The sequence below is a fragment of the Streptomyces sp. NBC_00289 genome (genome assembly GCF_041435115.1).
GTDB lineage: Bacteria > Actinomycetota > Actinomycetes > Streptomycetales > Streptomycetaceae > Streptomyces.
The window spans coordinates 8,416,197-8,439,440 of sequence record NZ_CP108046.1 but is presented as its reverse complement, the minus strand read 5'-3'; the positions used below and the strand labels follow the sequence as shown (position 1 = coordinate 8,439,440).

Sequence of the window (23,244 nt, the reverse complement as noted above, 5' to 3'; positions counted from 1 at the left end):
CCGGGGATTCCCCTGTTATCTCTCGGGCATGACCGCGTTTTCCCCGGACGCCACCGACTGGCGCATCCTCGATGTCCTCCAGCGGGAGGGCCGGGCCAGCTTCGCCGAGCTGGCCCGTGCCGTCTCCATGTCCGCGAGCGCGGTCACCGAACGCGTGCGCCGGCTGGAGGAGGCGGGCGTCATCCAGGGGTACGCGGCCGTCGTGGACCCGGACCGGCTGGGCCTGTCGATCCTGGCGTTCGTGCGCCTGCGCTACCCGCACGGCAACTACAAGCCGTTCCACGACCTGGTCGCCGCCACCCCCGAGATCCTCGAGGCGCATCACGTCACGGGCGACGACTGTTTCGTCATCAAGGTCGCGGCCCGCTCGATGCGGCACCTGGAGGAGGTATCGGGCCGGATCGGCGCGCTGGGCTCGGTGACCACGAGCGTCGTCTACTCCTCACCACTCCCCCGGCGCCCACTGGGCCGGTGAGGTCAGCCGGACCCCCGCTGGCGGACCACGGACCCCGACCGTCCCTTCACGATCTCCAGCTGGGCGTGGATGCGGCGCCGCAGATCGGCGACGTGGCTGACGATGCCGACACTGCGGTCGCGTTCGCGCAGTGAGTCGAGGACGTCGAGGACCTCGTCCAGGGTCTGGTCGTCGAGGCTGCCGAAGCCCTCGTCGATGAAGAGCGTGTCCAGCCTGACCCCGCCCGCCTCGTCCGTGACGACGTCGGCGAGGCCGAGCGCGAGGGCGAGGGAGGCGAAGAAGGTCTCCCCGCCGGACAGCGTCGCCGTGTCGCGCTCACGACCGGTCCAGGCGTCGACGACGTGCAGCCCGAGACCGCTGCGGCCGCGGCCGGTCCGGTCGTCGGAGTGGACGAGGGTGTAGCGGCCGGACGACATGCGCTGCAGCCGTACGGTCGCGGCGGCGGCGACCTGTTCCAGCCGGGCCGCCAGGACGTACGACTCCAGGCGCATCCTGCGCGCGTTGTCCGCCGAGGTGCCCGCGGCGAGGGCGGCCAGACGGGCCACGCGGTCGTACTCCACGCGCAGCGGCGCCAGATGGCGTACGGCGGTGGTGCACCGGGCGGACAGCCGGTCCAGTTCGGTGCAGCGGCGGGCCGCCGCGTCGCGGGCGGAGGCCGCCTCACGCAGCCGCCGGGTCGCGGCGGCCGCCGCCCGCTCCGCCGCGTCGAGGTCGGCGGGTGGCTGCTGGGCGGCGGCCGCGGTGTCGGGTTCGGCGAGCACCGCGCGTACGGCGGCCTCCTCCGACTGCCGGGCGTCCAGCCGTCGTTGCAGCTCCCGGTGGGCCGCGTCGTCCAGGAGGGCGTCGGCCGCGGCCTGGGGGGTGTCGAAGCCGGCGCGGAACGCGGCGTCGGCGAGGCGGGCGTCGGCGTCCTTGAGGCGCTGGGCGGTGTCCTCGGCGGCGCGCGCGCTGTCGGCGGCGTCGGTGAGCAGTGCCGCGCGCCGTTCGAGCTGCGCGGCCCGCGCGGCCACACTGTCGGCGGCGCCCCGCGCCTGGGTCAACTCCTGCTCCAGTGAGGCGCGTTCACGGTCCAGCTGCTCCCGGTGCCCGACCCGGGCGGCGGATCTGACCGCGGCCTGCTGCCGTACGGCACTGCGCCGCTCGTGCTCGTGCTCGGCCCGGCGCAGCTCCTCGTGGGCCGCGTGCAGGCCGGAGGCGACACCGCGGGCCCGGGTGTACAGCCGCTCCAGAGCGTCGACTTCTTCGGCCAGTCGCTCCGTCGGGGTGTCGCCGGCTTCGGCGGTGGCGGCGGCCAGTGCCTCCCGTACGACGCCGAGGCGGCGTTCGTCCTCGACGCGCCGTTCGTCGGCGCGCTGGAAGGCGGTCAGGGCGCGTTCCTCGGTCTCCCGGTCGACGTGTCCGGCGATCTTGCGTGCGGGGGCGGGGTGTTCGGTGGCTCCGCAGACAGCACACGGCTCGCCGTCGGTGAGGTTCGCGGCGAGTTCGGCGGCGATGCCGTTCAGGCGCTGTTCCTTCAGGTCGAGCCAGTGCGCACGGGCCCGCTGGGCGTTTTCGACGGAGGCGAGCACCTGCCGCTGGGCAGCCTCCGTGTCGGCGGCGAGCTCGTCTCGCTGCCGGGCCGCCCCGAGGCGCTTCTGGGCAGGCTCGTGCTGGACGGCGAGCTGTTCGGCCCTGGCCGCGGCCTCCTGGGCGGAGTCGACGCCGTCCTGGAGGGCCGCGCGCGTCGCCTCCCACCCGGCGAGCCAGACGTCCGTGTCCTGCAGGACGTCCTCGTCGGCACGCTCCTGCCGGTCCAGGTCGGCGCGTTCCGTGCCGAGTTCGGCGAGCCGCTGCTCGGCGCGGCGGGCCGATTCGAGGCCGCCCAGTTCCTCGGCTGCCCGGCGGGCGGCGGTCGCGAGGCCGGGCGCGCCGGCGCCGGCGAACGTGTCCGGCAGCTGGATACGGGCGCGTGCCTCGGCCGATGCGGCCCGCCGGTGCTCGGCGTCGGCGGCCTCCCGCAGCTCCAGTGCGGGCGAGACCGCCTCGGCCTTGCGGGCCCGTTCCATCCGCGCCTGCGCCAGGCGGTGCGCGTCGGCCTGGTCCTCCAGCCGCCGGGCCCGCTCCCGCGCCTCGGTGAACCGCTTCTGCAGTCGCGTCACTTCGCGCGCGTCGGCGAGGGCGCGCTCGGCGGCGGCCTGGGCGGACTCGGCGGCCGTGAGGCGGCAGTGGGCGACGGTCAGCTGCTCGCGGGCGGTGCTGCGGGCTACGGCGGCGGCGCTCAGCACGGCATCGGCCAGCCCGGGTTCGCCCGGTGTCAGCTCGGGCAGGTCCATGGCGTCGCCCGCGGCCTGCTGCATGCGGTGCGCGTCGGCCAGCAGCGCGGCGTCCCCCTCGCGCACCTGGGCCTCGGTGGCCCGCCGCCGGTCGGCGAGGCGTTTCTCGGCCTCGGCGAAGCGGCGGGTGTCGAAGAGCCGGCCGAGCAGCTTGCCGCGCGCCTCGGCGTCGGCGCGCAGGAAGCGGGCGAAGTCGCCCTGGGGCAGCAGGACGACCTGGCAGAACTGTTCCCGGCTCATGCCGAGCAGCTGGGTGATCTCCTCGCCGATCTCCTGGTGGGAGCGGCTGAGGTCCTTCCAGACGGCGGCCGCCGGGTCGTACTCGCGCAGCCAGGTCTGGGCCTTGTCGAGGGTGGTGCCCGAGCCGCGCTTCTTGGGGCGCTCCCAGGGCGGCTGCCGGGTGACCTCCAGCCGGCGCCCCGCGACGGTGAGTTCGAGGCGGACCTCGGTGCGCGTGGCGACTGCGGCGTGATCGCTGCGCAGGGTGACGCCCTGGCCGCTCTGGCGGGCGCCCGGCACCGAGCCGTACAGCGCGAAGCAGACGGCGTCCAGGACGGATGTCTTGCCGGCGCCCGTCGGCCCGTGCAGCAGGAACAGCCCGGCAGCCGAGAGTTCGTCGAAGTCGACCGTCTGGGATCCGCCGAAGGGGCCGAACGCGGTGAGGTCGAGTCGGTGGAGTCTCACCGTGCCACCTCCCGCACGGTGTCGTCCGCGCGCACCGCGTCGAACGCGTCCCGCAGCACGCCCTGCTCCTGCTCGTCGGGTCCGGCGCCGCGCACATGCGCCACGAAGTCCTCCGCGATCTGCTGGTCGCTGCGGCCTGCCAGCCGCCTGGCGTACGACACGTCGGGGTCGTCCGGGGCCCGCTCGGGGTCGAAGACGAGGCTGAGCGTGTGCGGGAAGCGTTCGGTGAGCCGGGCCATGGGGTCGGCCGGGCGGACCGGGTCGGTGAGCGTGGCCTCCACCCACGCCTCGGTGTGCCGCTCGAGCTCCGGGTCGGCCAGCAGGTCCTCCAGCGTCCCGCGGATGCGGGCCAGCGCGCGCGGTACGGGGCAGTCGACACGCTGCGCGGTGACGGTCCCGTCGGCGCTCAGGTCGACGAGCCACACGCTCTTGCGGTGAGCGGCCTCCGAGAAGGAGTACGGCAGCGGGGAGCCCGAGTAGCGCACGCGCTCGGTGAGGGTCTGGCAGCCGTGCAGATGTCCGAGCGCCGTGTAGTCGACGCCGTCGAAGACGCCGGCCGGCACGGCGGCCACTCCGCCGACGGTGATGTCCCGCTCGCTGTCGCTGGTCTCGCCGCCGGTGACGAAGGCGTGCGCGAGGACGACGGAGCGGGTGCCCGGCGCGCGGGTGGCGAGGTCGGCGCGGACGCGGTCCATGGCGGCGGCGAGCACCGTCTCGTGGCCGGCCTTCTGCACCCCGAACTCGTCTTTGACCAGGGCGGGTTCGAGGTACGGCAGACCGTAGAAGGCGACGTCGCCGTGGGCGTCGGCGAGCACGACGGGCGTGCCGCACGCCGAGGGCTCGGTCCGCAGATGGATGCCGGCCCGGTCGATGAGGCCGGCGCCCACGCCCAGCCGGCGCGCCGAGTCGTGGTTCCCGGAGATCATCACGGTCGGCACCCCGAGGGCGGCGAGCCGGTGCAGGGCGTCGTCGAACAGCTCGACCGCGGCGAGCGGCGGCACCGCCCGGTCGTACACGTCCCCCGACACGACTACCGCGTCCACGCCGTGCGCACGCACGGTCGTGACGAGGTGACCGATGAACTCGGCCTGGGCCCCGAGCATGTTGACCCGGTGGAAGGCCCGGCCGAGATGCCAGTCGGACGTGTGCAGCAGTCGCATGATCCCCGAGCCTAACGGCCGGCTCCGACACCACGGGCGGTAACTCCCGTATCGACCGTCATGCCCGGCCCTGCGTCTGCCCGTTATCGCACGGATGTGACTCTTGCCCGGTCTCTCAGGTGACCTGGTGCCCGTCCCCGTACGCCTCGCCGCCGAGTTCACAGGCGGCCGTGCCGGCGGTGGCGTCGGCGAGCCAGGCGCGGAAGCGGTCCACGTCGGCGTCCGGGAGCCCGATCTCGATGGTGACCGCCTCGGCGTACCGCACCTCTCGTACCTCGCGGCCGGTGGCGCGCAGCTCGTTCTCGAGTTTGCCGGCCCGCTGGTGGTCAACGGTCACCGTGGCGAGGCGGAACCGGCGCCGGGTGAGGGTGCCGAGCGTGTCCAGGGCCTCGCCGACCGCTCCGCCGTACGCCCGGATCAGGCCGCCCGCGCCGAGCTTGACGCCGCCGTAGTAGCGGGTGACGACGGCGACGACGTAGCGCATGTCGCGGCGCAGCAGCATCTGGAGCATGGGGACGCCGGCGGTGCCGCCGGGTTCGCCGTCGTCGCTCGCCCGCTGGATCGCGGCGTCGGCGCCGATGACGTACGCGAAGCAGTTGTGGGTGGCGTCCGCGTGTTCCCTGCGGACCGTGGCGACGAAGTCCTGGGCCTCCCGCTCGGTGGCCGCCGGGGCGAGGGCGCACAGGAAGCGGGAGCGGTTGACCTCGGTCTCGTGCACGCCCGCGCGCGCGACGGTGCGGTACTCGTCCTGCATCGGGCCAGCCTATGCGGAGTGGCGGCGACGGCCGTCCGTGGCGGTGCGGGCCTCCCCACACGGGAAACGCGCTCTCGCGGATGTCCGCGCCGGGGCGCGGGCCACGGCTCGTGCGTCTCCGGGTGACAGACCCCGGCTCAGCGTTTCGTCCCGCGCGCCACGATCAGGTCCGTCAGCAGCGCCGTACCGGGGGCCAGAGCACGCCAGGACGGGCCGTGCCAGGCCAGGACGGCCACCGCCGAGGTCGGGAACTTCACGCGGACCCGGTCCAGCGCGTCACCCAGGCCGTCTCCGGCGAGTTCGAGGACGAGTTCCTCGAGGCCGGGGTTGTGGCCGACCAGCAGCAGCGTCTCGACCTGGGCCGCCACGCCGTGCAGGACCTCCGTCAGCTCGGCCACGTCGGCGGCGTACAGCCGGGCGTCGTGGCGCACCGGCGGCGGGGTGGCCCACTGGGCGGCGGCCAGGTCCCAGGTCTGACGGGCGCGTACGGCGGTGGAGCACAGGGCGAGATCCGGCAGGCAGTCGGCCTCGGCGAGCGCACGGCCCACCGCGGGCGCGTCCCGGCGGCCGCGCGGAGCGAGCGGGCGCTCGTGGTCGGCGACGCCCTCGGGCCAGGCGGACTTGGCATGCCGCAGCACGACCAGCCGGCGCAGCGGGCCTGCTCCCGACCGCGCGGTCACAGCGGCGATCCCAGGTCGCGGGTGAGTTCGAGGCCGAGCAGCCGGTCCGCGTAGGCGTACGTCTCGAAGCGGGCGCCGTCCGGCAGGTCCGAGGTCTCCACCGAGCGCAGGAGGCGCAGGACCTCGGGCACGTTCAGGTCGTCCTCCCAGGCGTCGCGGAGCTGTACGCGCACCTCGTCGGGGACGGGCCGCGACGGCTTGCGCGCCCAGCCCGCGACCGCGCGACGCCAGCGCGCGAGGGTCTCCTCGGCGTCGCCCAGCGCCTCCGCGTCGAGCCGCAGGGGTGTGCCGCGCTCCCGGGAGACCAGGGCGAGGCGAAGCGCGGCGGGATCGGCGCCGACGAACGGACCGGGCCCGGCAGCCGGCCCGGCGGACGGTTCCACGTCGACCTGCGCGACCTCGACCCGTACTCCCTCCGGCACGGCCACGCCCTTCCCCGCCACCTGGATGACCTGGGCCTCGCCCAGACCCGCGCTGACGTCCCGGCTGTCCTCGAACGGCCGGATGCCGAGGTCCGCGGCGCCCGCCCGCAGCTCCGCCTGCTCCCGCTCACCGGTCAGCAGCGCCCAGACCGGCGTGCCGCCGAGCTCCAGGGTCCGGACGAGGAGGTCGGCGACCAGCAGCACCCGCAGGGCACTGGTGTCGGAGCCCGGGGCATGGGCCACGACCCGGGTCAGGCCCCGTCGGGCGGGGGCGGCGTCGACGGGCTCGCCGGTTCGGGCGTCGATGATGCGCAGCACGAGGTGAGCGTAGGCGGGCGGACGCCCGTGTGCAGCCACGTCCCGCGAAATCCGACAAGGTGGCGGAATCCCGCGGCGCCGGGGACCGGGAATCACCGCCTGCCCTCACCCGTTGTCGAACAGGGCAGTTCTTCCCGGTTCTGCTTCCTTCCCAGTTCATCCACGAGGCCCCGAGGAGACCGACGGTGTACGGCGACGAGGAAACGATCCGCAGGATTCTCACCGGGCTCGGCGACACCTGGGCGGTGGTCGGCCTGTCCTCCAACCAGCGGCGTGCCGCGTACGGCGTGGCCGAGGTGCTCCAGCGCTTCGGCAAGCGCGTCGTGCCCGTCCACCCCAAGGCCGAGACGGTGCACGGAGAGCAGGGATACGCCTCCCTCGCGGACATCCCCTTCGACGTGGACGTGGTCGACGTCTTCGTGAACGGCGACCTCGCCGGGGCGGTCGCCGACGAGGCGGTCGCGAAGGGCGCCCGGGCCGTCTGGTTCCAGCTCGGCGTCATCGACGAGGACGCGTACGACCGCACCCGGGCCGCGGGAGTGGAGATGGTGATGGACCGCTGCCCCGCCATCGAGATCCCCCGGCTGCGCTAGAACCGGTTCTCCCGCATCGACATAATGTCCGCGTGACTTCCGTCTCCCCCCACCCCAACTCCCTTGCCGCACACCGCTTTCCGGTGGTCGTCGTGGGTGCCGGTCCGGCCGGTCTCACCGTCGCCAACATCCTGCGGGCCGCCTCCGTCGACTGCCTGGTCCTCGAGACCGAGACACGCGCGTTCATCGAACAGCGGCCCCGGGCGGGCGTGCTGGAGGAGTGGGCCGTGCGCGGGCTCCAGCAGCGTGGTCTCGCCGACACCCTGCTGGAGCGGGCACAGGTGCACGAGGAATGCGAGTTCCGGTTCGCCGGGGAGCGATACCGGTTCGCCTACGCCGGGCTGACCGGGCATCACCACTTCGTCTATCCGCAGCCCTTGCTGGTGACGGACCTGGTGCGCGAGTACGCGGAGGTGCGCGGCGGAGACGTGCGCTTCGGCGTGCGCGACGTCGAACTGCACGATCTGGACACGGCCCGGCCCTCGGTGTCGTACACCTGCCCCGAAACCGGTCGACGACAGGTGGTCCAGACGGACTTCGTCGCGGGGTGCGACGGGGCGCGCGGAGTGACCCGGGCCTCGCTGCCGCCCGGGCGTGTCCACATCTCGCGGCACGACTACGGCATCGGCTGGCTGGCGCTGCTCGCGGAGGCGCCGCCGTCCGACGACTGCGTCGTCTTCGGCATCCACCCGGACGGCTTCGCCGGGCACATGGCCCGCAGCCCCGAGGTGACCCGCTACTACCTCGAATGCCCGCCGGGCGACGACCCGGAGAACTGGCCGCACGAACGCGTCTGGGCCGAACTCCGGCAGCGGCTCACCGCGGCGGGAGCCCCGCCGCTCAATGAGGGGCGGCTGATCGAGAAGCGCGTGCTGGACATGCACAACTACGTGGTCGAGCCGATGCGCTTCGGCCGTCTCTTCCTGGCCGGGGACGCCGCCCACCTCACCGCGCCGATCGCGGCGAAGGGCATGAACCTCGCGCTGCACGACGCCTTCCTGCTCGGCGACGGACTCGTCGCCCACCTCACGAAGGGCGACGGCAGCGGGCTGAACGACTACTCGGAGGCGTGTCTGGGGCGGGTGTGGGACTACCAGGAGTTCTCCCAGTGGCTGTCCGAGGTGTACCACGGCGCGTCATCGGGTGATCCGTACCGCGCGGGCACCACGCTCGCCCGGCTGCGCCGCGTCTTCGGCTCCCCCACCGCGGCAGCCGCGTTCGCGGAGCAGTACCTCGGCAAGGACGCGGGCTTCTAGTACCGCCGGGAGACCGGGCGCCGGGAGGCCGGAAGGTGAGTTCGCGCTGCCGAAGGCAGCTTCACGTGAGGACGCGTGGACGCGTGGACGCGTGGACGCGTGAGGCGCGTGGACGCGTGAGGCGCGGGCCCCGATTCGGCTGCGGCGCGGCTCAGTCGTGCGGAGGGCGGTCGCTGAGCCGGTGGTCGGCCACGTTCAGCGCCTCGTCGACCAGTCGGCGCAGGTGCCCGTCCCGGAGTGCGTAGACCACCCGGCGCCCCTCTTTGCGGGTGTTCACGAGTCCCGCGAGACGCAGCCGGGCCAGGTGCTGACTGACGGCCGGCCGGGCCGCCCCGCACGCCTCGGTGAGCGTCGTAACGTCGGCTTCTCCCCTGGTCAGTGCGTGCAGCAGGGCGAGCCGGGTGCGGTCGCCGAGCAGGGCGAGGAGCTCGGCGGCGAGGGCGAACTGCTCCTCGCCGGGGGTGCGCGGGTGCGCATCGTGCGCAGGTGACAGGTGCATGCGTGCGCTCATACGCACATAATGACGTCGTGGGCGTCACACGTCCACTCCCCGCAGCGAAGGGAACCGACGTGAGGGACCGGCACGACCACGGACACGACCACGACCACGGACACGGGCACGGGCACGGGCACGAGACCACCCACTCCCACGCCCGTCCCGACCGCGATCAGGGGCACGGGCACCATTCCGGTGACGGCCACGGTCACGGGCACCCCCGAGGCGACGAACGTCGCCCGCGTCACCGCCTCACCCACCGCCTCGGCCACCTCCTCACCCCCCATTCGCACGAGACGGCCGACAAGCTGGACTCCGCGCTGGAGACCTCGGCGCGCGGAATGCGCGCCCTGTGGGTGTCGCTGGCGGTGCTCGGTGTGACGGCCCTGGCGCAGGCGGTCGTGGTGGCCGTCTCCGGTTCGGTGGCGCTGCTCGGCGACACGGTGCACAACGCGGCGGACGCGCTGACCGCCGTACCGCTCGGGATCGCCTTCGTGCTGGGCCGGCGGGTGGCCACGCGGCGCTTCACGTACGGGTACGGACGGGCCGAGGACCTGGCGGGCATCGCGATCGTGCTGACCATCGCCGCGTCCGCCGCCTTCGCGGCGTGGGCGGCGGTCGACCGGCTGCTCGACCCGCGCCCGCTCACCCATGTTCCGGCGGTCGCCGTGGCCGCGCTGGTGGGTTTCGCGGGCAACGAGTGGGTGGCGCGTTACCGGATCCGGGTCGGCCGCGCCATCGGCTCGGCCGCGCTGGTCGCGGACGGACTCCACGCCCGTACCGACGGATTCACGTCACTGGCCGTGCTGTTGGGCGCGGGCGGCGCGGCGCTCGGCTGGCAACTGGCGGACCCTGTCGTGGGGTTGGCGATCACCGCGGCGATCGTGCTGGTGCTGCGGGACGCGGCGCGCGAGGTGTTCCGGCGGGTGATGGACGCCGTCGACCCGGCTCTGGTGGACCGGGCCGAGCAGGCCCTGCGCGAGGTGGCCGGCGTGCGCGAGGTGGGCGAGGTGCGCCTGCGCTGGATCGGTCACCGCCTGCGCGCCGAGGTGGTGGTCGTGGTGGACGGCGACGTGACGGTGCGGGCGGCGCACGCGGTCGCCGTCGAGGCGGAACACGCTCTGCTGCACGCCGTTCCGCGACTCACCGCCGCCCTGGTGCACGCCGATCCGGCGCCGGCCCCCGGCGAGAGCGACCCGCACCTCGCGCTGGCCCACCACCTGACGGCCTGAGCCGCACCCGAGGTCTTCCGGACGCCCGAGGTCAGGCCGTCCCGAGCTCTCGGACGCCCGAGGTCAGGCAGTCCCGAGCCCCTCGATCACCACCGCTCCGGGCAGTTCCGCGAACGCCTTGCCCGGCACCAGCAGTTTGCCGCGCCGGCGTCCGCTGCCGACCAGCACGTACGGCAGATCCACGACGGCCGAGTCCACCAACACGGGCCAGCCGTCGGGCAGTCCGATCGGGGTGATGCCGCCGTACTCCATGCCGGTCTCGCCCGTAGCGGTGTCCATGGAGGCGAACGAGGCCTTGCGTGCGCCGAGTTGTCGGCGCACGACGCCGTTGACGTCGACCCGGGTGGTGGACAGCACGACGCATGCGGCGAGGGTGGACTCACCACCCCGCTTGCCCGCGACGACCACACAGTTCGCCGACTGCTCGAGCAGCTCCCGTCCGTAGTGCTCGACGAAGACCGCCGTGTCGGCCCACCGGGGGTCGGTGTCGACGTGGACGATCCGGTCGGCGGGGACGCTGCCGCGCCACTGGCGTACGGCGTCGGCGACCGGGCCGATCAGCTCGTCGAGGCAGTCGGGAGCGGGGGTGGCCTGGTCGAAGTTCCCGATGGGTGCGCGCATGACCGCACGCTAACAGCCGGTCGGCCGCGCCCCGTGAGGGATCTCAGTGCACGGGCGGGACCGAGACGGCCATCACCATGTCCATGGGTACGTCACCGTCGTTGCCGTACGTGTGCGGGGTGTTCGCCTCGAAGGTGGCGGTCGCTCCGGCGGGGACACGGTGCCGCACGCCGTCGACAGTGAGCGTGAGTTCCCCCGCCGTGACGTGGACGAGTTCGACCGTACCGGTGGGGTGCGGGTCCGAGAGGCTGCTCTCGCCCGGCATGAGATGCCAGTCCCACATCTCGAGCGGGCCGGGCGCCTCGGCACCCGCGAGCAGCCGGTTGTAGCTGCCGGCGTCGGTGTGCCACAGACGCACGGCGCCTTCGGCGGGGACGACGCGGACCTTCGGGCCCTGCTCGTAGTCGAGCAGGGTGGTGATGCTGACCCCGAGCGCGTCACCGATCTTCACGACCGTGCCGATGCTGGGGTTGGTCCGGGCCTGCTCGATCTGGATGAGCATGCCGCGGCTGACCCCGGCGCGGGCGGCCAGCGCGTCCAGGGTGAAGCCGCGCTCGGTGCGCCAGCGCTTGACGTTGCGCGCCAGGGACTGGTTCAGCAGGTCGAGGTCCGACACGTTCCGTCCATTCCGTCCGTCATTCCGTCCATCCTTCGTCCGTCTTCCGTCCGCGTTCCGTCCGTCTGTCGCCGGACGTTCTCGCCCGTCCGTCGCGTCCGGTGCCCCGGAGGGTCACCCACGGCGGTTCGGCCAGTATTATGGATGACTGAGTCCATTCCACTGCACTACGGTGTGGTGCACCGGATCGTCCACCGAACTGTACTGCGAGGCAGACCGTGACAGCATTCTTCGCCCTGGCCACCAGCCTGCTGTGGGGCTTGGCCGACTTCGGCGGCGGACTGCTCACCCGGCGCGTCCCCGCGCTCACCGTGGTCGTCGTCTCGCAGGGCATCGCGGCGGTCGTGCTCGGCGCGATCGTGGTGGCCACCGGCGGCTGGAGCGAGGCCGGGCCGCGCCTGTGGTTCGCGTTCGCCGCCGGCCTGGTCGGCCCGGTCGCCCTGCTCGCCTTCTACAAGGCCCTCGCGCTCGGCCCCATGGGCGTCGTCTCCCCGCTCGCCACGCTGAGCGTGGCCGTGCCCGTCGGAGTGGGCCTCTTCCTCGGCGAACGGCCGGGGCTCGTACAGGTCGGGGGGATCGCGGTCGCCGTCGCGGGGGTGGTCCTGGCGGGCGGACCGCAGCTGAGGGGCGCCTCCGTGCAGCGGCAGGCACTGCTGCTCTCGCTGGTCGCCGCGCTCGGTTTCGGCACGGTGTTCGCCCTCATCGCGGAGGCGTCGACGACCGTCACCGGTCTGTTCCTCGCCCTCTTCGTGCAGCGGGTGACCAACGTCGCCACGGGTGGCGCCGCGCTGTACGTCTCGGTGAAGCGGGGCGGGGACGCGCTCCCGGAGGCCGGCTTCCCGTGGGGTTTCCTGCCGGCGCTGGGCTTCGTCGGACTCGCCGACGTCGCGGCGAACGGCACGTACTCCGTCGCCGCCCAGCACGGCCCGGTCACCGTGGCCGCCGTCCTCGCCTCGCTGTACCCGGTCGTGACCGCGCTGGCCGCGCGCGGGTTCCTGAGCGAACGCCTGCGGGCGATCCAGGCGGCGGGCGCGGGGCTCGCCCTGGTCGGCACGCTGCTGCTGGCCACCGGCTGAGAGCGCGGGCCGGCAGGCCGCCACGGCCTCGGCGGCCGTGGCGTGCGCCGGGGTGGCGGCCGTGAGCGAGGCGGCTGTGAGCGCGCCGGCGCCGGCTCAGTCCATCTCGGCGAGTTTCGCCGCCGTCTCCTCGTCCAGCTCCGCCAGCGCGCGCAGCTGATCCGGCGTGACACCGTCGGGGATCGGCACCGGCGCGGGGGTCCTGAGCGGCGGCTGCCAGCCGTCGACGGACGTCCACCGCCGTACGACGCGGGCCGGCGCCCCGGCGACCACGGCGTGGTCGGGCACCACACCCCGTACGACGGCGCCCGCCGCCACCACCACGTTGCGCCCGATGCGCGCTCCCGGCAGGATCACCGCGCCGGTCCCGATCCAGCATCCGGAACCGATCTGCACCGGCTCCATCCGCGGCCACTGCTTGCCGATGGGCTCGTGCGGATCGTCGTAGGAGTGGTTCGTGGACGTGACGTAGACGTACGGCCCGAAATAGCAGTCGCTGCCGATGGTGACCGTGGTGTCGGCGATGACGTGGCTGCCGCGCCCCAGCACGACTCCGTCGCCGATGCGCAGGATCGGGTCCGGGCCCAGGTCGAGGTCGGGCATCAGGCCGGCGGTCAGAGTGACCTGTTCGCCGACGATGCAGTGGGCGCCCAGGTGGATCCAGGGTTCGCCGAAGACCGTGCCGAGCGGGAAGGCCAGCCGGGTGCCCGTGCCCAGCGCGCCGAAGCGGAAGCGTCCCGGGTGCGCCGCGGTGACGGAGCCGGTGCGCTGCACCCAGGCCCAGACCGCGTGGACGGCGCGCTGCGGGAGGCCGCGCCGCCATGATGAGAACGTGTTCTTGCGCTTCGGCACCCGCACACCGTACTCAGCGCGCCCCGGCCCGACGTGGCCGTAGCCCTGTGATCTTCGCCCCACCGGATGGCGTACGGTGCCGGGGTACCGGGCACCGAGGAGCGGGGAGACGGAGATGACGCACAGGGCGCTGATCACGGGCATCGGCGGCAAGGACCCGCAGGTGGACCCGGAGGCGTTCACGGCGCCCACGTCCGTGGTGATCGGCGAGGTGACGCTGCACCCGGGCGCGAGCGTCTGGTACGGCGCGGTGCTGCGGGCGGACTGCGGGCCGATCGTCGTCGGCGCGCACAGCAACGTCCAGGACAACTGCACGCTGCACGTCGACCCGGGCTTCCCGATCTCCATCGGCGAGCGCGTCTCCATCGGCCACAACGCCGTCGTGCACGGGGCGACCGTCGAGGACGACTGCCTGATCGGCATGGGCGCCACCGTCCTCAACGGGGCGGTGATCGGCGCCGGTTCCCTGGTCGCCGCGCAGGCGTTGGTCCCGCAGGGCATGCGGGTCCCCCCGGGCTCACTGGTCGCGGGGGTACCCGCCAAGGTCAGGCGGGAGCTGACGACCGAGGAGCGCGAGGGCATCTCGCTGAACGGCACGATGTACGCGGAACTGGCCAAGGCCCACCGCGAGGTGCACGAAGGGTAAGTCCGAAGAGGCAGGCCGAGGCCTACTCCGCGGCCGGCACAGCTTCCGGCTCGGTCTCCCGCGGCGCGGCCTGTACCTTCTTCGCCTTGCGCTTGAGCACCAGCATCGAGGTCAGCCCGATGAGCACGGCCGCCACCAGCCCGAGCCACGAGAAGCGCTTCAGCCAGGACTCGGCGACCACACCGACGTAGTAGATGACGGCGGTCGTGCCACCGGCCCAGATGATGCCGCCGAGGACGTTGGCGATGAGGAACTTCCAGTACGGCATCCGCAGCACGCCCGCGAGCGGCCCGGCGAAGATGCGCAGCAGGGCGACGAAGCGGCCGAAGAAGACCGCCCACATGCCCCACTTCTCGAAGGACCGCTCGGCGGTCGCGATGTGCCCCTCGCTGAAGTGCTTGGGGAACTTGCCGCCGAGCCAGGCCAGCAGCGGCCGCCCGCCCTTGCGGCCGATGGCGTAGCCGATGGAGTCACCGACGACCGCGCCGAGGCTGGCGCAGGCGCCGAGGATCACGGGATTGATGCCCGAGTGCTGGGAGGACAGCAGCGCCGCCGAGACCAGGATGATCTCGCCCGGCAGCGGGATGCCCAGGCTCTCCAGACCGATGACGAGCCCTACCACGGCATAGACGGCGACCGCGGGCACCGTGTCGAGCCATTCCTGGACGTGCAACGCCGGTTCCTCCCGTTGTGCGTCTCTTCCCGGCGTGCGCCACGAAGGGCGCACGCCGGGAAGCCTACCGGGTCACCGGGACACGACGACGGCCCACGCGTCGCCCACGAATCCGCCCGTGCGGGTCGCGGCGGGCCGCGCCCACTGCCGAGGAGGCCTGGGCCACCGACGAAGGAACCGGCCTATCCGAGAAGGGACCCGAGAGCGGTCGTGGCGGTGCCGACGACCGACGAGGCGGTGTCCAGGGCTCCGGACGCGAGTGCGTCGGCCGCGTCGGAGGGTTTCGGCGGCTCGTCGTGCCCTGCACCCGCCCCGGCCCCGCTGCCACTGCCACTGCCACTGCCGGTGTCCGTACCGCTACCGGTGCCGTGGCCGACCTGGGCGACACGCGTCTCGTATCGCGGCTGCTGCTGCTGCGGCGCGTCCTCCGGTCGCCGCGGCGGGGACCCGCCGTCGGGCGGCGGTGGGGCGACACCCTCCGGTGACGCCGGTTCGTCGGGTGGGCCGCCAGGGCGTCCCGACGGACTGTCCTCCTTCTTCTTCTCCGTCGCTCCCGTGCCCTCACCCGAGGGTTCGAGCAGCCAGCGCTGCTCGGTCGACCCGTCGCGCGCGGTGACGACCAGATGCCTGCCCGCGCCGGGCGCGACGAGCAGCCCCTCGCCCCGGCGCAGCAGCAGTTCGCCCCGGACGGTGAGGTCGTAGCGGACCTCACCGGCGTGCACCAGGCAGTCGGCCAGGACGACCATCTCCGTGTCCGCGTCGGAGTCGAGGCAGAGGGTCGGGTCGGCGGCGCTGCGCAGCAGCCCGTCGTCCTGGTACGACCACTGCTGGGATCCGGCGGACGAACACGCCGTCAGTGCGGTCTCCGCCCCGTTTTCGATCCGACCGTCTCGAACTCCGAGGCACAGATCGACGTCCAGGTTGCGGAGTCTGCCGTGTCCGATCTCACCGGACCGCCCCACCAGGGCGGCCGAAGGGGATCCGGCGGAGGCGGAGGACGACTCGGACGTGACACCCGACCCGGCGGAGCTGACACTCGGCACTCCCCAGGTGGCACGGGGCCCGGAAACGCCCTCGTCGGACCAGCCTCTGGCGGCCAGCACGGTGACCAGCAGGGCGAGCGAGGTGATTCCGGCGCCCACGACCAGGGCCTTCGAGGGCCGGCGCGGCACGGCGAAGGAGCCGGTCGGCGGGCGGTGGCGCCCGCCGGCCCGGGGCCGGGCGCCGGGCTCGGCCGACGGGGGCGGGCCGCTGCCGCGGCCGGGCCGCGAGTCGAGATAGCGGCGGGCGCCCCAGCCGAGGACGGTTTCGGCGAGCAGTACGTCGAGTGCGTCCTCGAAGTGGCTGAGCTGCTCGGCGGCGTGCCGGCAGAAGCGGCACTGCGTCAGATGCTTCCGGACGTCGGGCAGCAGGGCGCCGCCACGGCGGATCGGGACGTCGAGCAGGCGGTTGTAGAAGCGGCATTCCCGGCTCGGCGCGAGTTCCCGGTGGGCTCGTACGCAGCCCGCCCGGAATTGCTCCCGCGCCTGCTCCTTCGCGGCCGTCGCGGTACCGGTGTCCACTCCCAGCAGACCCGCCGGTACGGATATGGGCTCGGCCTCCACCTCGGTGTGCCAGAGCAGACATTGTGATGCTCCCGGAAGAGCTTGGAATGCGCGCTCGGCGAGCCGTCGCCTTTCCGGGGTGACGGACCTCGCGGCAAGCAGACCCCGGCCGCCGGTCGGTTTGCGGAGTTCCGGCAGCAGAGCGGAAATTCCGTCGTCCGCGGCCCACTCCCTGGCGGTGTCCCGGACCGCCGCGAGGAGTTGCGGGCGCAGGGCACCACCGGTCGGCCGTGCGAGTACCCGGTGGAAGGCGGCGGTGGCCGCCATCGCCGCCGTACTGGTCGAAGAGGCCAGGCAGATGACGGAGTACTCGTAGGTCGGCCGCCAGTGCCGGGCGAACAGCAGCGCGAGGGCGCGGGCGTCCGTGTCGTGCGCGCCCAGCCCTGCCACGAGGTTGCGGTCGGATTCCTCGGGACCGGCTCCGGGACGTGGGGGGAACGGAGGTCGTGGGGGGAACGGGGATTGCACTGAACCATTTCCTTCCGAGCCGCAGGACGGCATGGGAATTCGCGCGCCCACCGGAAAGCAGGTGCCTGATTGGTGCATACCTATGCCGCGTCAGGTACGGGCTGCTGTGAGGCGGCTCACCTTCGCACGAACAACGCGCAGCAAACAAGAAGTTCGAGTGACTCATGTTCAAAACGAGGTGAATTCAGAAAAGTTACCGCCGGTATCCTTGTCCGTTTACTACATCGCGGGTCCAGGGGCGCCGAGTTGTGTGCACCGGACGACGGTCGGCACACGAAATCTCCAACGTTCGGCGCCGGTCAACGGCCCGCGGCCCGGCCCACAGGAACCTCCGATGTTCCTCTCGGCCGGCTCCCATCCCCGTGGACCACCATGAGTCGCATGATCGCCCCCCACACGACCTCCGACTCCGCCCCCGCCCGTCCCCGCACGGTCCGCAAGGCCGTCGTGCCGGCCGCCGGGCTCGGCACCCGCTTCCTGCCCGCCACCAAGGCGACACCGAAGGAGATGCTGCCGGTGGTCGACAAACCCGCCATCCAGTACGTCGTCGAAGAGGCGGCCGCGGCCGGACTGGACGACGTCCTGATGGTCACCGGCCGGCACAAGCGGGCGATCGAGGACCACTTCGACAACGCCGTCGAGCTGGAGCAGGCGCTCGCGGCCAAGGGCGACGCGGTCCGCCTGGACGCCGTGCGCGATCCCGCCCGCCTGGCCAACATCCATCACATCCGCCAGGGCGAGCCCCTCGGCCTGGGCCACGCGGTGCTCTGCGCCCGCCGGCACGTCGGCGACCAGCCCTTCGCGGTCCTGCTCGGCGACGACCTGATCGACCCGCGCGAGACCCTGCTCAGCCGGATGCTCGACGTCCGGGACCGTTACTCCGGCAGCGTGGTCGCCCTGATGAAGGTCCCCCCGGAGCAGATCCACCTCTACGGGTGCGCCGCCGTCGAGACGACCGGCGAGGACGGTGTCGTCCGCGTCACCGGCCTGGTCGAGAAGCCCTCCCGCCAGGACGCGCCGAGCGGCTACGCCGTCATCGGCCGCTACGTCCTCGACCCCGCCGTCTTCGACACCCTGGAGCGCACTCCTCCCGGCCGGGGCGGCGAGATCCAGCTGACCGACGCCCTCCAGGAGCTCGCCGCGGGCGGCACGGTGCACGGAGTCGTCTTCGACGGGCTGCGTTACGACACCGGCGACAAGGCCGACTACCTGCGCACGGTGGTCCGGCTGGCCTGCGACCGGCCGGACCTGGGGCCCGAGTTCACGGCCTGGCTCAAGGACTTCGTGGCGGGACTGGACAGCCCCGCGGCCGACCGCCGCCACCTCGCGGCCTGACCGGACGCCGTGGGCCCCGGTCGGCTCACCCACCCGACCGGGCCCACGTCACCACGGCTCAGCCGTCCGGTTGTTCAGCCGTTGGGACGCAGTGTCCAGATCACGGTCATCTCTCCGGTCACGGCCCCGTCTTCGCGCTGGATCGCGACGGTCACCGGGAACTCCGGACGCTTGCCCTGGTCGAGCTCGGCGACGACCTCGGCGGCCGGGCGGCCCAGGGTCGCGGTGGCCTTCACCGGTCCGAGAGCGATCTTCTTGAACGCGATCTCGGCGGTGACCGGCAGCGGCACCGCACGCGAGAGCTGGTCCCCGAAGGCGGCCAGCACGATCGCCCCGCTGGCCGACTCGCCCAGCGTGAACATCGCTCCGGCGTGCGGCCCGCCCACGTGGTTGCGGTACTCGCTCTGGTCCGGAAGGGCCAGCACGGCCTTTTCCGGCGTGGTTTCCAGGTACTCGAGGTTCAGCGTCCGAACCATCGGCACCGTGGCGGCGAGCAACTCGCCGATCGACATCTGATCTGCGCTCATGGCGTCACGTTACCCACGAGTAGCCTCAGCTGGCCAGGGCGGCGTGGCGAGAGCCGTATCGCCACGGGGTCAGGCTCGGTCCAGATTTTGCTACGTCCCTGACAAGCCCCGGTGACCGAATCGTGTCCATGACCGCACTAGGGTTGCTGCCCATGTGGCCAGGACAGCAGCCGCCCGGGGGCGAGCAGAACCCGCAACAGCAGAACAACCCCTACCAGCAGCCGGGGTACCAGCAGCCGAATCCGTACCAGCAGCCCGACTACCAGCAGACCAACCCCTATGCGCAGCAGCCGCAGTGGGGTGCCACCGGCCCGGTGGGCGCGCCGGAGCCACCGCGCGGTGGTGGCGGGAACAGGACGAAGGTGATCGCCGTCGTCGCGGCGACGGCTGTGGTCGTGGCCGCCGGTGTGACCGGATTCCTGGTTCTGGGCAAGGACGGGGACAAGGAGACGGAGGCGAACGGCGGCAAGAACGGCAAGCCGTCCGCGAGCGCCTCGTCCGCCGACGCGAGCGCGTCCGCCTCCGCCTCCGCGGGCAATCCGCGAGGTGGCGACGCCGAGCAGCCGACGATCAAGGGCTGGAAGGTCGTCATCAACCCCAAGTGGGGTACGGCGTTCGACGTGCCTGCGGACTGGGAGGTCCAGGACCCGGGGCTCACCATCGGCTTCGAGGACGACAAGTCGGACGACGCCAAACCGCTCATCACCATGTCGGCCCCGGCGTTCGACAAGTCGAAGTGGTGCACCAGCGACGACGACAAGGACGGCAGGACCGACGACACGGCGCTGGCCGCGGCGGGCACCAAGGGTGCCAACGGCGCCAAGAGCGCCGACGAGATCGCGATCAACACCCCCGCCTGGTGGATCTACGGCGGCTACACCCAGCCGGACAAGAAGACCGTGACCTTCGACAAGAAGGCCACGCCCTTCACGACCACGTCGGGCGTCAAGGGCAGTGTCGGCTGGGCCGAGTCGACGAACACGCCCCGCAAGGGCAAGTGCGCGAGCGACGGCAAGGCGGTCACGTTCGGCTTCAAGAACTCGGCCGGTGACTTCGTGTCCTGGAACTTCTACGGCGCCAAGGGCGTCAAGGACGAGGTTCCCAAGGAGACCATCATGAAGATCCTCGGCACGGTGCGGCTGCACGGGGAGCCCACGGGCGGCTGACAGGTCGTGGGGCCGCCCCGGGCGGACGGGGCGGCGGCCCTTCAGCCGATGCCGAACGCTCCCCCGGGTGGCTCGGGTGACGGTACGGCGTCCTCGTCCCGGACCGGTCGCGCGCCGCCGACGAAGTCGCGCAGGGCGGCGCCGTGTTCGACCCGTGCCGGGAACGCGTCGGCTGCGGTGAGCCGGGCCAGGGCGTGGGTGTCGACGGGGTGCCGAGCGGCGACGAGCACCGCGTTGCCGAAGCGGCGCCCGCGCAGGACCCCCGGTTCGGCGATCAGCACGAGCTCCTCGAACACCGCCGCGAAAGTGGCGAGTTGGGAGCGCAGGAAGGCGAAGGGCGCGGCGTCGGCGAGGTTCGCGAGATAGACCCCGCCGTCGCGCAGGACCCGCCCGGCCTCCCGGGCGTAGGCGAGTGACGTCAGGTGTGCGGGGACCCGTGAGCCGCCGAAGACGTCGGCGACGAGGACGTCGGCGCAGGCCGTGGGGGCGGCCTCCAGCCAGGCCCGGGCGTCCGCCGCGTGCACCGTGGTGCCGGCGCCGCCCGGCAGGGGCAGGTACTCGGCGACCAGCTCCAGCAGGCCCCGGTCGGCCTCGACGACGTCCTGCCGCGAGCCGGGCCGGGTCGCGGCCAGATACCGGGGCAGTGTGAGGGCCCCACCGCCGAGATGCAGCACGTCCAGCGGACGGCCCGGCTCCGCGACGGTGTCCAGGACGTGCCCGAGCCGCCGCGTGTACTCGAACTCCAGATGCGTCGGGTCGTCCAGGTCGACGTACGACTGCGGTGCCCCGTCGACGGTCAGCAGCCAGGCCCGCTTCCGGTCGATGTCGGGCATCAGCTTGGCGGTCCCGTGGTCGACGGGGCGCAGCACGGGTATGGGCTCGTTCACCGGTCCATTGTGCCGGGGACGCGGGCGCGGACGTGTCCGCCGGTCGCCGTTCGCCGTTCGCCGTTCGCCGTTCGCCGTTCGCCGTTCGCCGTTCGCCGTTCGCCGTTCGCCGTTCGCCGTTCGCCAAGGCCACCAGCAACCGGCAACCGGCAACCGGCAACCGGATGGGTGTCCGCCCGCGCGGGGACGGACACCCACCTCGTCAACCGACCGACGTCACCGTGCCGGCGCCCACCGTGCGGCCGCCCTCCCGGATGGCGAAGCCGAGCCCCGGCTCCAGCGGCACGTCACGGCCGAGTTCGACCGTCATGGTGACCGTGTCGCCGGGCCGGGCCACCACCGTCTCACCGAGGTCGATGTCACCGACCACGTCCGCCGTGCGGATGTAGAACTGCGGCCGGTAGCCGGTCGACACCGGCGTCGTACGACCCCCTTCGCGCGCGGAGAGGACGTACACCTGCGCGGCGAAGCGGCGGCTCGGCGCGACGCTGCCGGGCGCCGCGACCACGTGTCCGCGGCGCACGCCGTCACGTGGCACACCCCGCAGCAGCAGCGCCACGTTGTCCCCCGCCTGCGCCTCCTCCATGGGCTTGCCGAAGGTCTCCACGCCGGTGACCACCGTCTCCAGCGAGGCGCCGAGGACCTCGATGCGGTCACCGACCCGCACCCTGCCGCGCTCGACCGCGCCGGTCACGACCGTGCCCCGGCCGGTGATGGTGAGCACGTTCTCGACCGGCATGAGGAACGGCGCGTCCAGATACCGCTCGGGCATGGGCACATAGGTGTCCACCGCGTCGAGCAGCGCCTCGACCGAGGCCGTCCAGCGCGGGTCCCCTTCGAGGGCCTTCAGGCCCGAGACCCGTACGACGGGCACGGCGTCGCCGCCGTACCCGTGCGAACTGAGCAACTCGCGCACCTCCAGCTCCACCAGGTCGGAGAGCTCCTCGTCGCCCGCGTCCGCCTTGTTGAGGGCGACGACGATGTGGTCGACGCCGACCTGCCGGGCGAGCAGCACGTGTTCGGCGGTCTGCGGCATGATCCCGTCGAGCGCGGAGACGACGAGGATCGCCCCGTCGAGCTGCGCGGCCCCGGTGACCATGTTCTTGACGTAGTCGGCGTGGCCCGGCATGTCCACGTGCGCGTAGTGCCGGGTGTCGGTCTCGTACTCGACGTGCGCGATGTTGATGGTGATGCCGCGCGCGGCCTCCTCCGGCGCCCGGTCGATGCGGTCGAACGGCACGAAGGTGGACGCCCCGCGGTCGGCGAGGACCTTGGTGATGGCGGCGGTCAGGGTGGTCTTGCCGTGGTCGACGTGACCCATGGTGCCGATGTTCAGATGCGGTTTGGTGCGTACGTATGCCGTCTTGGGCATGGCGGGACCTCGAAGCCTCTCGGTGGTGCCGTGTGGTGGTCGCGGCGCGTCGGGCGCGGCCGGGACGGGGACCCCCTGGAGTTGCCGACCCTCCCCCTGCGGGGTCCGCCGGACGATCCGGAGAGGGTCAGCTTCGGGCGCCGTCGACGGCTGCCACGAGAACGGGAACGGCAGCCTTCGGGGCATCCGCGACTGCGGATGCTGCGAGGACGAAGGCATACCGGAACATGACGCCGATCATCGCCGACGCTTTGCCCGACGTCGAATGGTTTTCGGGGGGTGTCGGCTCCGGTGTCTACGCGCCGATGTTCTTCAGTGCCTCTCGCACCGAAAGTGGGGCGAACCGCCCGCGCTCCCGGGCCAGGAAGGTGCGTACGGCCTGCGGGTCGGTCTTCGCGTACTCGCGCAGACACCAGCCGATCGCCTTGCGGATGAAGAAGTCCGGGTGGCCGGACTGGAGCAGGCAGTAGGCGAAGAGCCGCTCGGTGTCGGTGTGTTGTCGGTAACTCAGTTGGTGCAGCAGGGCGGTGCGGACGACCCAGAGGTCGTCGTCCGCGATCCAGCTGTCCATGTCCGAGGTCAGTTCGGGGTCGGCCGCGACCAGTGCGCCGACGACGTGCGCGGCGAGCGGGTCGACGGTGTCCCACCAGGGGACGGTGCCGACGAGGTACCGGGCCACGGGCAGGAATCCGGAGGAGCACACGCGCGCGTGGCGGCGCAGGTAGTCGACGGCGAAGTAGTGGTACTCACGTGCGGGGAGCTGCCAGCAGCGCAGGGCGATCGCGGTGCATGCGGCCTCGTCGGGATGTGCGGTGCCCCACAGGACGGTGCGGGACAGGGCGCGGCGTACGGGCGTGGCCAGGCCCAGGAAGGGTGCCGCGTCCTTCATGTACGCGCGCATCGCCACGGCCCGTTCGGGGTCCGCCGCGGCCGCGTACGTGGCCGTCAGCCGTGCCAGCACGGTGTCGGCGAGCCGACTGTGGGGCACGTCCGAAGTGCCCGCGTCTGTGACGCTCATG

23 protein-coding genes are annotated in these 23,244 nt (G+C 72.8%); 8 read left to right on the top strand and 15 right to left on the bottom strand.

What is annotated here, in order from left to right; translation table 11 throughout:
• Positions 1-28: 28 nt before the first annotated feature.
• Positions 29-475 (top strand): Lrp/AsnC family transcriptional regulator, encoded by a 447-nt coding sequence (locus tag OG985_RS38235; protein ID WP_371672951.1) that lies wholly within the window; start codon positions 29-31, stop codon positions 473-475.
• Between the two features lie 2 nt (positions 476-477).
• Here the strand turns inward: OG985_RS38235 and OG985_RS38230 are convergent, their stop codons facing one another.
• The 5 genes from OG985_RS38230 to OG985_RS38210 form a co-directional block, all read right to left on the bottom strand.
• Positions 478-3,471: an AAA family ATPase gene (locus OG985_RS38230; protein WP_371672950.1), complete on the bottom strand. Its 2,994-nt coding sequence runs from the start codon at positions 3,469-3,471 to the stop codon at positions 478-480.
• Positions 3,468-4,631, bottom strand: a complete 1,164-nt coding sequence (locus OG985_RS38225; protein ID WP_371672949.1) for an exonuclease SbcCD subunit D — start codon at positions 4,629-4,631, stop codon at positions 3,468-3,470. The genes OG985_RS38230 and OG985_RS38225 overlap by 4 nt, the downstream gene beginning before the upstream one ends.
• 115 nt (positions 4,632-4,746) lie before the next feature.
• Positions 4,747-5,385 carry a YigZ family protein gene (locus OG985_RS38220; RefSeq protein ID WP_371672948.1) on the bottom strand — a complete coding sequence of 213 codons (639 nt, stop codon included), beginning with the start codon at positions 5,383-5,385 and terminating at the stop codon, positions 4,747-4,749.
• 137 nt (positions 5,386-5,522) lie between these two features.
• Entirely contained in the window at positions 5,523-6,065 is a 543-nt protein-coding gene (locus tag OG985_RS38215) for a histidine phosphatase family protein (protein ID WP_371672947.1), read from the bottom strand.
• Positions 6,062-6,805, bottom strand: a complete 744-nt coding sequence (locus OG985_RS38210) for a hypothetical protein (RefSeq protein ID WP_371672946.1) — start codon at positions 6,803-6,805, stop codon at positions 6,062-6,064. Before OG985_RS38210 ends, OG985_RS38215 begins: the two co-directional genes overlap by 4 nt.
• A 185-nt stretch (positions 6,806-6,990) precedes the next feature.
• On the opposite strand from OG985_RS38210, the gene OG985_RS38205 reads away from it, so the two are divergent.
• Positions 6,991-7,398 (top strand): CoA-binding protein, encoded by a 408-nt coding sequence (locus OG985_RS38205; protein WP_371672945.1) that lies wholly within the window; start codon positions 6,991-6,993, stop codon positions 7,396-7,398.
• 32 nt (positions 7,399-7,430) lie between these two features.
• Positions 7,431-8,654: a 4-hydroxybenzoate 3-monooxygenase gene (locus OG985_RS38200; RefSeq protein ID WP_371672944.1), complete on the top strand. Its 1,224-nt coding sequence runs from the start codon at positions 7,431-7,433 to the stop codon at positions 8,652-8,654.
• 151 nt (positions 8,655-8,805) lie between these two features.
• Here OG985_RS38200 and OG985_RS38195 read toward each other — a convergent pair whose 3' ends face one another.
• Positions 8,806-9,165, bottom strand: coding sequence for an ArsR/SmtB family transcription factor (locus OG985_RS38195; RefSeq protein ID WP_371672943.1), 360 nt, complete (start codon positions 9,163-9,165; stop codon positions 8,806-8,808).
• Positions 9,166-9,224: 59 nt separating this feature from the next.
• Between OG985_RS38195 and OG985_RS38190 the strand changes: the two genes are divergently transcribed.
• Positions 9,225-10,382, top strand: a complete 1,158-nt coding sequence (locus OG985_RS38190; protein WP_371672942.1) for a cation diffusion facilitator family transporter — start codon at positions 9,225-9,227, stop codon at positions 10,380-10,382.
• Positions 10,383-10,445: 63 nt separating this feature from the next.
• Here OG985_RS38190 and OG985_RS38185 read toward each other — a convergent pair whose 3' ends face one another.
• Complete coding sequence (locus tag OG985_RS38185; protein ID WP_371672941.1) at positions 10,446-11,003, bottom strand: YbaK/EbsC family protein; 558 nt, start codon at positions 11,001-11,003, stop codon at positions 10,446-10,448.
• A gap of 43 nt (positions 11,004-11,046) precedes the next feature.
• Positions 11,047-11,619 (bottom strand): helix-turn-helix domain-containing protein, encoded by a 573-nt coding sequence (locus OG985_RS38180; protein ID WP_371672940.1) that lies wholly within the window; start codon positions 11,617-11,619, stop codon positions 11,047-11,049.
• Positions 11,620-11,837: 218 nt separating this feature from the next.
• On the opposite strand from OG985_RS38180, the gene OG985_RS38175 reads away from it, so the two are divergent.
• A complete protein-coding gene (locus OG985_RS38175; RefSeq protein WP_371672939.1) occupies positions 11,838-12,695 on the top strand; it encodes an EamA family transporter in 858 nt (285 codons plus the stop codon).
• Between the two features lie 96 nt (positions 12,696-12,791).
• On the opposite strand, the gene OG985_RS38170 is transcribed toward OG985_RS38175, so the two are convergent.
• On the bottom strand, positions 12,792-13,547 hold the full coding sequence (locus OG985_RS38170; RefSeq protein WP_371672938.1) for an acyltransferase: 756 nt from the start codon (positions 13,545-13,547) through the stop codon (positions 12,792-12,794).
• 115 nt (positions 13,548-13,662) lie between these two features.
• Here OG985_RS38170 and OG985_RS38165 point away from each other — a divergent pair, with 115 nt between their 5' ends.
• Positions 13,663-14,193 (top strand): gamma carbonic anhydrase family protein, encoded by a 531-nt coding sequence (locus OG985_RS38165; RefSeq protein ID WP_371672937.1) that lies wholly within the window; start codon positions 13,663-13,665, stop codon positions 14,191-14,193.
• A 22-nt stretch (positions 14,194-14,215) separates the two neighbouring features.
• Here the strand turns inward: OG985_RS38165 and OG985_RS38160 are convergent, their stop codons facing one another.
• Both OG985_RS38160 and OG985_RS38155 read right to left on the bottom strand, forming a co-directional pair.
• Positions 14,216-14,866: a DedA family protein gene (locus tag OG985_RS38160; RefSeq protein WP_371672936.1), complete on the bottom strand. Its 651-nt coding sequence runs from the start codon at positions 14,864-14,866 to the stop codon at positions 14,216-14,218.
• 182 nt (positions 14,867-15,048) lie between these two features.
• Entirely contained in the window at positions 15,049-16,971 is a 1,923-nt protein-coding gene (locus OG985_RS38155) for a ricin-type beta-trefoil lectin domain protein (RefSeq protein WP_371674612.1), read from the bottom strand.
• Positions 16,972-17,319: 348 nt separating this feature from the next.
• Here OG985_RS38155 and galU point away from each other — a divergent pair, with 348 nt between their 5' ends.
• Positions 17,320-18,273, top strand: a complete 954-nt coding sequence (galU, locus tag OG985_RS38150) for a UTP--glucose-1-phosphate uridylyltransferase GalU (protein WP_371672935.1) — start codon at positions 17,320-17,322, stop codon at positions 18,271-18,273.
• Positions 18,274-18,347: 74 nt separating this feature from the next.
• On the opposite strand, the gene OG985_RS38145 is transcribed toward galU, so the two are convergent.
• Entirely contained in the window at positions 18,348-18,785 is a 438-nt protein-coding gene (locus OG985_RS38145) for a DUF4442 domain-containing protein (RefSeq protein ID WP_371674611.1), read from the bottom strand.
• Positions 18,786-18,952: 167 nt separating this feature from the next.
• Between OG985_RS38145 and OG985_RS38140 the strand changes: the two genes are divergently transcribed.
• Positions 18,953-19,966 (top strand): hypothetical protein, encoded by a 1,014-nt coding sequence (locus OG985_RS38140; RefSeq protein WP_371674610.1) that lies wholly within the window; start codon positions 18,953-18,955, stop codon positions 19,964-19,966.
• Positions 19,967-20,007: 41 nt separating this feature from the next.
• On the opposite strand, the gene OG985_RS38135 is transcribed toward OG985_RS38140, so the two are convergent.
• The 3 genes from OG985_RS38135 to OG985_RS38125 form a co-directional block, all read right to left on the bottom strand.
• The gene (locus OG985_RS38135) at positions 20,008-20,853 is read right to left on the bottom strand and encodes a spermidine synthase (protein ID WP_371672934.1); all 846 of its coding nucleotides are present in this window, start codon (positions 20,851-20,853) and stop codon (positions 20,008-20,010) included.
• Positions 20,854-21,055: 202 nt separating this feature from the next.
• Positions 21,056-22,225 carry an elongation factor Tu gene (gene tuf, locus OG985_RS38130; RefSeq protein WP_371672933.1) on the bottom strand — a complete coding sequence of 390 codons (1,170 nt, stop codon included), beginning with the start codon at positions 22,223-22,225 and terminating at the stop codon, positions 21,056-21,058.
• Between the two features lie 295 nt (positions 22,226-22,520).
• Positions 22,521-23,243 (bottom strand): DNA alkylation repair protein, encoded by a 723-nt coding sequence (locus tag OG985_RS38125; protein ID WP_371672932.1) that lies wholly within the window; start codon positions 23,241-23,243, stop codon positions 22,521-22,523.
• Position 23,244 lies beyond the last annotated feature (1 nt).